This is a genomic window from Faecalimonas hominis (genome assembly GCF_054660755.1).
In genome coordinates this window covers 1-12,141 of record NZ_BAAHSH010000016.1, presented here as the reverse complement: position 1 = coordinate 12,141, position 12,141 = coordinate 1, and the positions used below count along the sequence as shown (strand labels likewise).

Here is a 12,141-nt window from a genome sequence, read left to right as displayed (position 1 = left end):
ACTTTTAATAGTTAGTCTTTCGTAAAAATGAGTATAAAAATACCACTGGCTACTATTTCCCAGTGGTATTTAATTATATAGTTCAGGTAATTCTTTTTTTAGTTCTAAAGATTTTTTTATATCTCTTACATAATCATCATAATCATCTTCCCCATATTCAAGTTCTATGTATTCATCAGGGTCACTTTTAAACATATTATAATATTTGTCATACAATTTTTCTAATTCATGTGTCGTGTGTCCGTACCACATTATTTTATCATCTCCTTTAATATCCTGAATACTTCTCTTGTAGTTTCAGGAAAGAGGGTTTCTGCCATTTCCATGACTTTCTTGTCATTTTGAAATAACATTCTTCCATATTAAGCCCATGTTTCTCGTTCCAATGCTTTTTCCCTTTTCCAGTAGGAATCTTCATGCCTATACCCCAAACGGATTTCTCCTTTTGACATTCCATTCAGAATATCAGATATTCCACGATACTCATTCTTTAGTTTAATACCTCTTCTTCCATTTTCAAATGCTTCAGGATATTCCAAGTATAACATATCCTCGATAGTTTTCCTATGTTTTTGAAAAATGCCTATTAATCGCCTATAATCCTTTTCTATCTCCTTGTTTAAAGCACCCTTCTCCATTAAGTCATATGTTCCATCTATTTCATGGAATAACTCATGTGCTAATGTATCTGCACTTGCATTTTCAGTCAAGTATAAAATTTTTTGAAAGAGAATATTGGGATTTTTTACCTTCTGTCCTCTTTATCTTGGTTCTTTTAAGAGACTGCTCTAATAAAATTTTAGCATCTTTATTCTTAACACTTTTCAAGTTTTGTTTAAAGGTTTTTTTCTGTTTTGAAACGCCGGAAATAATCTCTGTTATTCCTTTTCCAATGTCTGTCTCTAATGAAGAGTTTTGCTTATATTCATCAGCAATCATTTCTTTATCTGTAACCGGTAAGTATGTACACCTACAGTTCGCGTGTAGTGGAAGAATAGGGGCTTTCTCAAGGGGATATATTTTCGTATGGTATCCTCCACAGGTAGTGCAGGTTCTTTCGTCTGCTGCCGCCCAAATCTAACTTTACTGTGATTAGTAGTTTTTGTATCTTTGTAATGTCGCACTGTTTAAATAACGCATACCACGAAGAGAACGACACCTACAGCAATAAACGGATACAGACTACAGACAATTCCAGTCCTTACTTACACGAGGGGAGCAACGTTTACGGTTAGATATTATGACGTATTATGGGAATTTCAATCCTCGCTCCCACGAGGGGAGCGACAACGCCTTGGTTGGCGAGGAAAAAATTGGAAAGGCATTTCAATCCACGCTCCCGCGAGGAGAGCGACGATGAATATGAGCAGTACACTCTTTTTTCTGTAGCATTTCAATCCACGCTCCCGCGAGGGGAGCGACATCGACGACAAAGAAGTTATCCAGTGCATTCCTATTTCAATCCACGCTCCCGCGAGGGGAGCGACATTGACTTCTGTATCTCCTATACATTTCGTACAATTTCAATCCACGCTCCCGCGAGGGGAGCGACAAAACCTTTGAGAAGGTTATGCCCGACATGACAATTTCAATCCACGCTCCCGCGAGGGGAGCGACAGCAATTTTTGCTAATTTTAGACCTTATATTTCTTTAAATATTGCTAATCTTTATTAATACTATCTTCTTTTTCTTATTATTTCCTTCTAAATTTCATCTTCCCGATTGATTTTATACATTTTTTCTAGTGCGAACCTCTCCACATTTTTATGTATGCTTACTATTCGCACTTTTATTACATAATAAGAATTCCATCAGCAGAAATCCCTCGATCTACACCAACATGTTCCACTTTTGTTTTATATTGATTTCCCAAATAATAAAACCTCAAACTATCAACCTCTTCATCGATAATATCTGTCAACTTTTCCGTCTTTGTCACACCATTTTTTCGCGCAGTGGAAAGATGATAGGCCAATGAGTTATCCACAATCCCTTTACTTATCAGCGCCGTTATCGTCACAATCGAACGCATTTTCAACGACAATTTATCTTCTCTTGACCAAACTTCACCAAACAATACATCATCATTTAATTCCGCAAATTTCGGTGCAAAATCATTCAAAGCATCTCTTCCTGCTGTCTGTTTTACCATCTTTCAGTCCTCCTATTTATTTTTTCGTTCTGCAACCAGTTTTGCAAACCACTCAACTGTATCCGGATCCTGATGAGAGAAGAATGAACTTTCCTTTTTATCAAGTTCAGCGATTACAGTCATATCTTCATCAGATAACGCAAAATCAAAAACTGCAAAGTTTTCTTCCATTCTTTCTTTGTGGGTAGACTTCGGAATGACGATTACGCCTCTCTGAATATTCCAGCGCAACATAACCTGTGCCGGTGTTTTTCCATATTTTTCACCGATTTTTATCAGAACCGGATTGTCAAATGTCCCTTTGCGGCCTTCACCAAGAAATACTTTCTCAACCTGATGTCCGCCTGACTTCGCTCCCTGTGCAAACTGATTGCACAGAATATCTGAATTTCCGTTTTTTCTCGGACTTCCCGAAATGATTAATACCTTTTTCATCTTCCTAACTCCTCCTAAATCCATTCTGAAATTTCCTGTTTTGCCTGTCTCACACTGCCCCCGCATATTGCAAGCCCTTTTTCAACTTTCGCATCGGGGCATAACCTTTTGATATCATGGAGACTGCTGCCCATTCCGCTTCCCTCATGTGTGCAAAATGGTTTGATAGTCTTCCCCTTTCTCCCTCTCGGCAAATATAAAAAAATGGTTGCCGTATCGAGAGAACACCGTCTTGCATCGAAAAGCTGCATCAATATTGAAGATTTATACGGAGAAACATTGATGATGGTCCGCCGGGGGGATTCCGGCATTAACGATTTTATGCGAAATGATTTAGAAAAAAATCATTCTCAGATTCACATTGAGGACACTCCTCAATTCTATGACTTATCTGTATTTAACCGCTGTGCAGAAACCGGCAATGTTTTGCTCACAATTGAGTGCTGGCAGGACGTTCACCCGGGCTTAGTCACTCTGCCGGTCAACTGGGAATACAGTATTCCGTATGGGATTCTTTACAGCCTGAACGCCCCTGAAGATGTACTTCATTTTATTGATGTGGTTAAGGAAATCACTGTTATTTAACCCTCTAAAAAACCACTGTATCCGAACGATATCTGATACAGTGGTTTTCTATTTCTTATTTCATACAATTTAAAATTCTTCCGCACATTTCTTTACACTTACACCTGATGGAACGTTTAAGCACACGGAAAATCCCCCACATTCCCGATTCAACGTCCCAGCCAAAACTTCCTGAACGATATAAATAATCTCCCGGACACGCTGCACCGCCTTTCAGTTCCATATCAAACCGATTTCCGATACTGATTCCGCCCTGAAGCGGAATTTCCCTGGACAGGGCATCTTTCGGCTGTTCTCTCCACAAATGTCCGTGAATGGTCAGTGATACATTTCTAGGTTTATCTGCCGGCATCATCGTCCGAAAAATCACCCTGTCTCCGGAATAAGCCTTCCATATAGGAGTTGCCGGGTCTCCATGGATTTTGCTGCTGAACACTTTCCATACTCTCGCATCTTTTAAAAGCCGATTCGCAAACCTCTCTGAGTGATAGTTATACCCTTTTTCTCCCGTATCTTCCGCATCAACCGGCTCATCACTGCCTGCCGCTGCGGTCTGTATCAGGTTGCCGTCTGCATCTAAAAGCCGGATTCCATTCTGAATAAACAACACGTATTCCCGAAAACTTTCTATTCCCGGTGCGGTTATCACTGCCTGTTCCGCAAATGGATTCTTCTTTTTCGTAAAATTCTCATACCATTCTGCTCCTGCCGGTTCTACAATGACCGCTCCGAACAGTCCATGATATCTGTGATTCCGCATGTCTCCAAATGACTGCAATATACAGGAACCATATTCCCTCTCTGCCTTCCACAGATACCGCTTACTCTCACCGATTCCGACTGTCTGCTCTTTTGGATTGTATCCCACGTTAATTCCCGAATCGCTGATTGGGTCATATTTCAGAAACTGCGGATTCAGTGAAACCCTGTTCGACGGCTTATGCTTCAAATCAAGCGGCACTTTCGGATAATCAAAATAAGGTACCGGACGCTCCCACATATTATGCAGAGTGATTTCCAGCCAGTCACCAACATTTGCACGTAATATTAGAGGTTTTGGCTTACATTTTCCTGAAAGCACACGGTCTGCATCTTCCAGAGGAACAAAAATCAGTCCGTCAGGGTCATAATCTCCATATCGGTTATAGATTAACTCTGTCTGAATAGCCGCTATTTCATATCGTCTTACCACATCGTCTTTCCCCGGACATGGCGGAAGCGGCTGAATCATATCTTTTCCTTTACAGAGCGGTTTTAAACATTTCTGATACTTATCATAGGCTCGAATGATTCCCCAAAGACCTAACCAGACATCATCGGTTCCGCCAAAATAATATAGATAATCTCCTGACTGATATGATTCTTTGACGTTTAAATTAAATGCCTCTGAAACTCCGATTGTCTGCGAAGCAGCTAATGGGGATTTGTCATCTGCCACTTCTTTTTGCCATGACATTCCCGTAATATTAAATGCATGCTGCTCTTCATGAGCCCCATCTATTAATCGAATCATCAGTTCATCTCCCGGGTAGGTTTCCAAAACAGGGGTTGCCGGGTCTCCGTGTACAAAAGAACTGAAAATATAAGCCGGATCCTCACCTGTTTTCAATCTCTCCCGCATCGGCTCAGCACGGTAATTAATTCCCATCACTCCCGGATCATCATGAGAACCCGGAACTGCCGGAGGATTTAATGGTTTTCCCTCTTTATCAAACAAAAATGTAAAATCGTGAACAAAAAGAGCGAACTCACGGAATGACGTTCCATCTCTTCTTTGAATGACCGCCTGCGTTCCAAACCGAAGTTCCTCTCCATCTCGTATATTGTGGAAAGTTGCTCCCGCCTCCTCTATTATCAATGCACCAAACATTCCATGCAACTGATGTGCATTTGCAAACAAATGGTCATGGAAAAACACGGTTCTCAATTCCTCATCTGCAAAAAAACGCTCTACTAATGTCTCATATTTTCTTGCTCCCGCAATATTATTCCAGCCGTTTGCCGCCCCGTCAGAAGTAATCGTATCAAATTTCACCAAATGTACATGATGTCCTACAATATCCGTTTTCGTCTTCAGTTGAAATGCATTTTCCTCTAAGAATTCCGGCAATAAATTCGTCGTACGCAGTTCAATGCAATCCCCTGCATTCGCACGTATGACCAACGGCTCCACCTGAATTTTCTCTTCCTCCACCATACGAATATAAGCGTCCAGTCCTCCATAACGCTCCAATTCTTCTTTCAAAACAAAAAAGCGTCCTTCCGGTTCATGCCAGCCATAGCGGTTATAGGTGAGTTTCGCCTGTACAAGTGCAATTTCAAATACTTTCACATTCTCACACGGATCGTCACATTCCCCTGCTGTGTGGCAGGGACAGGTGTCCGTGTATAATGCTCCGGGAACTGCTCTTTCCACAAAATTTGCCTCTTCGAGAGGTGTCGGATATACCACAACATTTCCCTCCGAATCCAGTACTCCACAAGGCGGCTGACGCGGCGGCATACCCGCCTCCCCGCAGATAAAATTAGGATATCCCGGGTGAAGTGCATCTTTCTTAGGCGGTCTCTCCCTGTCTTTCAGCGGCTGAAGAGGAGGTATCAAAGTTCCATCTGGCAGTTTTCCACTTCCGTCTTCCAGACGATCATGAATTCTCCACAATGTCCACATTCCTTCATGAAAATGCGGGTACAGATGACAGTGAAAAATCACATCGCCAATTACCCCGTTTCTGCTTCCCGCTCCATATAAAATATCCAATGTATAACATTCCTGTGGACTTATTGTAATGGAATCAATAATGGTGGAAACCGGATTTTCTGCTTCCAATCTCCACTGATGGTTGTGAAGGTGGAACACATGCGTTTCTTTAATCCCTCCATGGATCAGACGAATTTTCGCCGGATCTCCTACATATGCCCGGAGAATCGGAGGCGCTGGATCTCCATACACCCAGGAACTCATCGAGATTTCCTCACCCGAATCAGCCGGATCATGAGTCAGCGGCATTCGGTTTCTCATAGGTTCCGAACGATAACTGATTGCCGTTGTGGAAGAAGGAAGCCCCGTCCTATGATCCATAGGAGTATCCCCATTCTTATCCAAAATCTCCAGTTCATCATGAAAAAATACACTATATTCTCGAAAGGCCGGTTTTCCCGGTTGGTAAATATCTGCCATCAATCCGCTTTTTATTTCTTCCCCTGTCTGCGGATTAAACCATTTTGCCTCCGGCGGCTCGACAATCACTGCGCCGAAAAGTCCATGAATATTTGTCGCTTTCTCACTGCTTCCGGCATCTGCCATATCATGAAACAGAAAAACGCCTTCTGTATCGGCATACCATGTATATACAATCTCATTATCAGTTGTACTGTCCCGGTTAAATCCGGCGCCGGTGCCATCTGAAGTCATCACATCATATGCCACCCCCTGCACATGAATCGACAATCTGCGGTTTAAATGATTGCGAAAACGCACTTTTACAATATCACCACAGTTTACGCGAATCACCAGTGGCTGTACCTCCTCGTAGGGCTGCGGAGGAATCTGCTTAAATCTGCGAAGAGCCTCCTCCTGTATTCTCTGCGAATCCTCTTCCAATACATACAAAAGTCCATCTGGATCATAATCTCCATATTGATTATATACAATCGGAATCTGTATCGCTTCTATTGTGAAATAACGTATCCTGCATTGGCAGGGATATTGGCACAATTCCATTGTTTATCCCCTCCATTTTCCCTCTGTTTGTAAAATACGCAAATAATGATTCGCCTCCCGGAGTACATGGTCCGCCAATAACGGAAGAATCACGGAGCGTATATCACAACATGTAATTCCTTTCGTCCCTGCTGCCTTGAAATCGCGATACTTCTCCGTCGTTTCCAATGTTTCTCTTGTCAGCGTATCCATAGTTCTGCAATCCTGTTCCCTCGCCTCTTCCAGCAAACGACAGTAATCTCCCGCAAATGTATCCGCAGTTCCCACTAATTCACATTCCGTCGGGTCGAGTAATCCGCGAATAAAGAGTGCATGTTCCATCATAATCTGATTCCAGAACATCTCCGTCTCTCTTAAATCTTTCGACGGCATACAACCCTTTTCCTCTAACGTTGTCACAATCTGCCTATACAATTTTGCCTCTCTGATAATATGCTCTATCAGCAGCGGATAATTTGCAGTATACAGGTTACACGAGAGAACTTCCTGTAAAATTTTTTCTTTAAATGCAATCAATCCGTTTAACAAATGCAGGATATTCTGATTGAGATGACGGATATACTGTTCCATTCTCTTGTCCTGACAATTTCCATGACCTGACCGCAGCCTTTTTTCCGCCTGCGTAATTTGTACATTAATTGGAATTTTTGTTAATTTTCTTGTCTGCCGCTCCGCCATTTCCGTAAATTCCGTAAATACTTCCCCCGAGCATAGAACATCTTCACTCACCATTCCGTTGGCAAGCTGCACCGTACGTTCCAGTGCTTTTTCAAACCGGTCACGAAACCAGTTTGCTTTATTTCTGTATTCCATTTCCTTTGCCGGAAATGCGGCTAAAAGAAACAGTGAATGTTCTTTCATAATTCTTCCAAAAAACAAATGTGTGTCCAATGATGTTGTTACATATTCTTTCATTCTTCTACATACCTTACTGTTTTATACTAGTGTATGCAGAGAAGCGGAATCGGGAAGGTTTTTTTGACGGATTCATATAGCCAAAACACCCCAAAAAGTTCATGATAACCGTAGAATTTTAAATTTTTTTCTTTAAATATGAAAATAATCGTCAAAATTGATGCATTTTTAACGAAAATGTATTATACTATAGGCTAGTCAAAAACTTGTCAGAAAGGAGAAAAATCATGGCAAAAATTACAGAAGGATATATGCCATATCTTGGCTATCAAACATACTACAGAATAGTTGGCGAAAGAAAAAATAATGGAAAGGCACCTTTAATCTGTCTTCACGGAGGACCAGGTTCTACTCATAATTACTACGAGGTATTAGATAACGTTGCAGATGATGACGATCGTATGATTGTTATGTATGACCAGATCGGTTGTGGTAACTCTTATCTTGACGGACACCCTGAACTTTGGAACCAGAAAGTTTGGTTAGATGAACTTGAAGCATTGAGAAAACATCTTGGATTAGATGAATGTCACATCATCGGACAGTCTTGGGGAGGTATGATGCAGATTGCATACGCACTTGATTACAAACCACAGGGCGTTAAGAGTTTCATTATCTCCAGTGGACACCCAAGCAGTTCTCTTTGGGAAAGAGAAGGTCTTCGTCGTATCAAAATGATGCCGCAGGATATGCAAGATGCAATCAACCACGCACTTGAAACCGGCGATTTCACAGGCGAAGCATATGACGCTGCTGTTGCTGAATACATGGACAGATACTGCAACTACTGGCTTGGTGATGATGTTCCTGAATGTTGTAAGAGACCTAAAAAATCAGGTTCTGAATCTTACGTTGAAGGCTGGGGACCAAACGAGTTCGCACCTACAGGAAGTCTTAGAGACTTTGAATACATCGACAGACTTGGTGAAATTGAGATTCCTTCACTGATCTGCAGCGGTATCTCAGATCTTTGTTCACCACTTGTTGCTAAAACAATGGCAGACGGAATTCCAAACTCTAAATGGATTCTTTGGGAACGCGCAAGACATACATGTTTCGTAGACAGACATGACGATTACTGTGTAGAATTGATTAAATGGATGAATCAATACGACTAAGAAGAATGTTAAAAAAAGAACAACCCGACAGGGCTTATGCCCTGTCTGAGGTTGTTCTTTTTTACTCCGAATGGGTTATCCATGTTTTTTACAAGTTGACAATCTTTGTCGCTATTGCATCTCTAAAAGCAATATCATGTTCTACCAAAAGCATTGTCGGCGAAAAACTTTCTATAAGTTGCTCAATCTGCATACGTGAATACACATCAATAAAATTAAGCGGCTCGTCCCACACATATAGATGCGCCCGCTCGCAAAGGCTCTTTGCAATCAACACCTTTTTCTTCTGTCCCCCTGAAAAATCTTTTATATCTTTTTCAAACTGCACCCGCTCAAAATCCATTTTTCTAAGTATCGCTTTAAACAGACTTTCATCAAGATTATTTTTTTCGGCAAATTCAGATAATCTTCCCTTTAGATGAGAAGTATCCTGCGGTACATAGGAAATCACAAGCCCGGATCCTATTGTCACCGTACCGGTATGTTCTATCGGATAATTTGACAGTAATTTAAGCAAACTACTCTTACCGCTTCCATTTTTCCCATCGATAATAACCCGCTCTCCGGATTGCAGTTCAAATGTCACAGGTTTACAAACCTGTCGGCCATCGTAAATAACAGATACATCAGAAAATGACATCAACATATTTGTATGATATTCCAGTGGCTGTATCTTCAATGTATCGACTGTTTCTGCATTTTTAAGCAATGCCGATTTCTGTTCAATAGCCTGATTTTTTCTTTCCTCAATCGCTTTGGAACGCTTCATCATTTTTGCCGCCTTATGCCCGACTTATCCCTTGTCCGCCGCACCTCTTTTGGACGCTTCCACCCTGTCAGACCATACTGCGGAGCGTTTTGCAGATTTCTGTAAGCGACTTATATCTTTTCTCAGTCGTGTATTTTGTGCCAATTCAAATTCCTGCTGCCGCTCAAAATTTGCTATCCATGAAGAAAAATTTCCACTTTGCACTTCTACATTTGCTCTGTTCAACGATAATATATGGTCGACACACCCGTCTAAAAAACGACGGTCATGGGATACCAAAATAAATCCCTTCTTCTTTTTCAGATACTCGGATACCTTTTCACGGGCAGTTGCGTCCAGGTGATTTGTCGGCTCGTCGATAAGCAGGAAATGTCCCTCATTTAGGAAAAGGGCGGCAAGTAAAACTTTTGTCTGTTCTCCATTGGAAAGCGTCTCAAAAGGGCGCCATAACACATCTGCATTAACATCAAGATATGACAGTTCCCTCATCAGTTCCCACTCTTCCGCAAGCGGACAGACTTCCCGCAATATATCTTCTGTCATTTGCTTTTTATCAGAAATTGGATACGGAAAATAATCAAATTGAACGGAACTGATAATTTTTCCACTATATTCATATTTTCCAAGCAGAAGATTTAACAAAGTTGTTTTGCCTCTGCCGTTTCTTCCCACAAATCCAAGTTTCCAATCCGTATCTATTTGAAAATTCACATTATCAAAAATAGTATCATAACTTGAAGGATATGAAAAAGTAAGATTTTCTACTCTAATCATCGACATAATGAACTCCCCCCTTTACTTATAAAGTAAAGAAAATACTTTCTTATCTCTTTGGCGAAGGACAAAATATCCGGCTGAATTAAGTGCTCCTATTATTACAACAAAGAGCCATACCTTTTGCATTGGCATCACATCTGCCATATTGCCCACAATCTGTTGTCCGTACAACTGAAACGCTCCTGCAAACACAGTATAGCAGGAAGAAAATCTTCCCCTGTGTGATGAAGGAATACGCCTTGTCAGATAAGGCTGACGTCCAAGTGTCTCGCAAATCTCTCCAATTGTAAAAACTATCATAGATACAAAATACACAACCAAAACATTCTGTACAACCGCATAGGCTGCCAGCCCGATCACAACCAAAATCTGTCCGATCAGCAATCGCTCCACGTCCCTGATACGGGTCATCACCCTTGTAAGTATCGGTGTCCCGACTATCACGACAAACGCATTCACACTTGTAAGAGTTCCAAACCAGACCGCTCCCTGTTCCCCGTAATATTGCTCTAAGTTCAAAGGAATCAGGAAATTAAACTGACTGTAAACAAGCGTCCAGATGCCTCCACACAGCATAAACAAAATCAGCAATTTATTTTCCCGCAAAACACGCCAGATACTGTGTCCTTCCCGCACCTCTTCATATTGCCCGAACACTTCCTGAGATTTCACCGGCGTAATGTCCCTGATAAAAAAGAAAATCAATACGGTAGACGAAAATGTTGCCACACTGCTAATTAAAAATGCAAGCGAAAGATGATTTGCGAACAAAAATCCGCCTATAGTCGGTGCTAATACTAATCCCAGATTTACACCTAAGTAATTTAAACTATATGCCCGCTCTCTTTCCTCTGCCGAAGATAAATCTGCTACCAACGCATCGTAACTTGGCCATTCCATCTGTGCAAAAATGGCTGCCAGAGCCAAAAGCGGTATCACTTTCTCCGACATCGGAAGAAACGCGCATATAAAATAACTCACAACCGTTACCAAGTCACATATGATAATCAGATTTCGCTTATTAAACCGATCCGCCAATTTGCCGCCAATTAATGTACAAGGAAGTTGAGCAATTCCCAAAACCAGAAGAATACCCGCAATCTGTGATGCGGAATAGCCCAGTTTACTTTTCAATATTAATGTCATCATCGGCCAAATAAGCGCTCCCATATTCGTCACAACCCTGCCCCAGAACAAAATGTAAAGTTCTTTTCGCATTCCCATGTACTGTCTGATATATTTCATTTGTTCTCCCCCCCTTTTTCCTCTTCTCTCTCAATAGAAATATCCTTTTTTACAAATAATTGCTTTCTATTATATTCCTCAGATTTTTTCTTGTCAAATTGGGCGTTTCTTTTTCTCTAATTCGCACACAAGTACAATATGTCCTAAGGAATTAATCTGTTAATATCTCTCGGAAACAACGTTGTGAATCTTACATTTTCATTCCTTATAAGAAAAATCATGGTACAATGTAGGTACCGCACTGAAGGAGGATCTCATTATGGCAAAGCACTATGACAAACAATTTAAGCTGGATGCAGTCCAGTACTATCACGATCATAGAAACTTAGGACTGCAGGGCTGTGCTACAAATTTAGGAATCAGTCAGCAAACATTATCACGCTGGCAGAAAGAACTGCGTGAAACCGGTGATATTGAAAGCCG

Annotated in this window: 10 protein-coding genes, 2 pseudogenes and 1 CRISPR repeat array; of the genes and pseudogenes, 3 read left to right on the top strand and 9 right to left on the bottom strand. The window is 41.2% G+C overall.

Annotated elements, in window-relative coordinates:
* Positions 1–69: 69 nt before the first annotated feature.
* The 5 genes from ACYQ35_RS02285 to ACYQ35_RS02265 form a co-directional block, all read right to left on the bottom strand.
* Positions 70–252, bottom strand: a complete 183-nt coding sequence (locus tag ACYQ35_RS02285) for a hypothetical protein (protein ID WP_459829801.1) — start codon at positions 250–252, stop codon at positions 70–72.
* A 110-nt stretch (positions 253–362) separates the two neighbouring features.
* On the bottom strand, positions 363–710 hold the full coding sequence (locus tag ACYQ35_RS02280; RefSeq protein WP_459829798.1) for a hypothetical protein: 348 nt from the start codon (positions 708–710) through the stop codon (positions 363–365).
* Positions 703–939: a hypothetical protein gene (locus ACYQ35_RS02275; RefSeq protein WP_459829795.1), complete on the bottom strand. Its 237-nt coding sequence runs from the start codon at positions 937–939 to the stop codon at positions 703–705. Before ACYQ35_RS02275 ends, ACYQ35_RS02280 begins: the two co-directional genes overlap by 8 nt.
* 317 nt (positions 940–1,256) lie before the next feature.
* Positions 1,257–1,618: direct repeats of the CRISPR family, unit length 33 nt; unit sequence ATTTCAATCCACGCTCCCGCGAGGGGAGCGACA.
* 175 nt (positions 1,619–1,793) lie between these two features.
* The gene (locus ACYQ35_RS02270) at positions 1,794–2,153 is read right to left on the bottom strand and encodes a carboxymuconolactone decarboxylase family protein (protein WP_459829792.1); all 360 of its coding nucleotides are present in this window, start codon (positions 2,151–2,153) and stop codon (positions 1,794–1,796) included.
* A gap of 12 nt (positions 2,154–2,165) precedes the next feature.
* The gene (locus ACYQ35_RS02265) at positions 2,166–2,588 is read right to left on the bottom strand and encodes an aldo/keto reductase (RefSeq protein WP_009462039.1); all 423 of its coding nucleotides are present in this window, start codon (positions 2,586–2,588) and stop codon (positions 2,166–2,168) included.
* A gap of 177 nt (positions 2,589–2,765) precedes the next feature.
* Between ACYQ35_RS02265 and ACYQ35_RS02260 the strand changes: the two are divergent.
* Positions 2,766–3,173, top strand: a pseudogene (locus ACYQ35_RS02260) (LysR substrate-binding domain-containing protein); the annotation flags it as partial.
* A gap of 55 nt (positions 3,174–3,228) precedes the next feature.
* On the opposite strand, the gene ACYQ35_RS02255 reads toward ACYQ35_RS02260, so the two are convergent.
* Positions 3,229–6,894 carry a multicopper oxidase domain-containing protein gene (locus tag ACYQ35_RS02255; protein WP_459829788.1) on the bottom strand — a complete coding sequence of 1,222 codons (3,666 nt, stop codon included), beginning with the start codon at positions 6,892–6,894 and terminating at the stop codon, positions 3,229–3,231.
* A 3-nt stretch (positions 6,895–6,897) separates the two neighbouring features.
* The gene (locus ACYQ35_RS02250; protein ID WP_009462042.1) at positions 6,898–7,809 is read right to left on the bottom strand and encodes a DUF2935 domain-containing protein; all 912 of its coding nucleotides are present in this window, start codon (positions 7,807–7,809) and stop codon (positions 6,898–6,900) included.
* A gap of 227 nt (positions 7,810–8,036) precedes the next feature.
* Between ACYQ35_RS02250 and pepI the strand changes: the two genes are divergently transcribed.
* Positions 8,037–8,927 (top strand): proline iminopeptidase, encoded by an 891-nt coding sequence (pepI, locus tag ACYQ35_RS02245; RefSeq protein ID WP_009462043.1) that lies wholly within the window; start codon positions 8,037–8,039, stop codon positions 8,925–8,927.
* A gap of 88 nt (positions 8,928–9,015) precedes the next feature.
* Here the strand turns inward: pepI and ACYQ35_RS02240 are convergent.
* Positions 9,016–10,476, bottom strand: a pseudogene (locus ACYQ35_RS02240) (Lsa family ABC-F type ribosomal protection protein).
* Between the two features lie 15 nt (positions 10,477–10,491).
* Positions 10,492–11,718 carry an MFS transporter gene (locus ACYQ35_RS02235; RefSeq protein ID WP_459829781.1) on the bottom strand — a complete coding sequence of 409 codons (1,227 nt, stop codon included), beginning with the start codon at positions 11,716–11,718 and terminating at the stop codon, positions 10,492–10,494.
* 259 nt (positions 11,719–11,977) lie between these two features.
* Here ACYQ35_RS02235 and ACYQ35_RS02230 point away from each other — a divergent pair.
* On the top strand, positions 11,978–12,141 hold a 164-nt coding region (locus tag ACYQ35_RS02230), incomplete at its 3' end, for a transposase (RefSeq protein WP_459829805.1).

Excerpts from the sequence above, each read along its gene's own strand:
- ACYQ35_RS02285 (WP_459829801.1), bottom strand. The coding sequence starts at position 252 with ATGTGGTACGGACACACGACACATGAATTAGAAAAATTGTATGACAAA.
- ACYQ35_RS02255 (WP_459829788.1), bottom strand. The coding sequence starts at position 6,894 with ATGGAATTGTGCCAATATCCCTGCCAATGCAGGATACGTTATTTCACA.
- ACYQ35_RS02270 (WP_459829792.1), bottom strand. The coding sequence starts at position 2,153 with ATGGTAAAACAGACAGCAGGAAGAGATGCTTTGAATGATTTTGCACCG.
- ACYQ35_RS02265 (WP_009462039.1), bottom strand. The coding sequence starts at position 2,588 with ATGAAAAAGGTATTAATCATTTCGGGAAGTCCGAGAAAAAACGGAAAT.
- ACYQ35_RS02275 (WP_459829795.1), bottom strand. The coding sequence starts at position 939 with ATGATTGCTGATGAATATAAGCAAAACTCTTCATTAGAGACAGACATT.
- ACYQ35_RS02250 (WP_009462042.1), bottom strand. The coding sequence starts at position 7,809 with ATGAAAGAATATGTAACAACATCATTGGACACACATTTGTTTTTTGGA.
- pepI (WP_009462043.1), top strand. The coding sequence starts at position 8,037 with ATGGCAAAAATTACAGAAGGATATATGCCATATCTTGGCTATCAAACA.
- ACYQ35_RS02235 (WP_459829781.1), bottom strand. The coding sequence starts at position 11,718 with ATGAAATATATCAGACAGTACATGGGAATGCGAAAAGAACTTTACATT.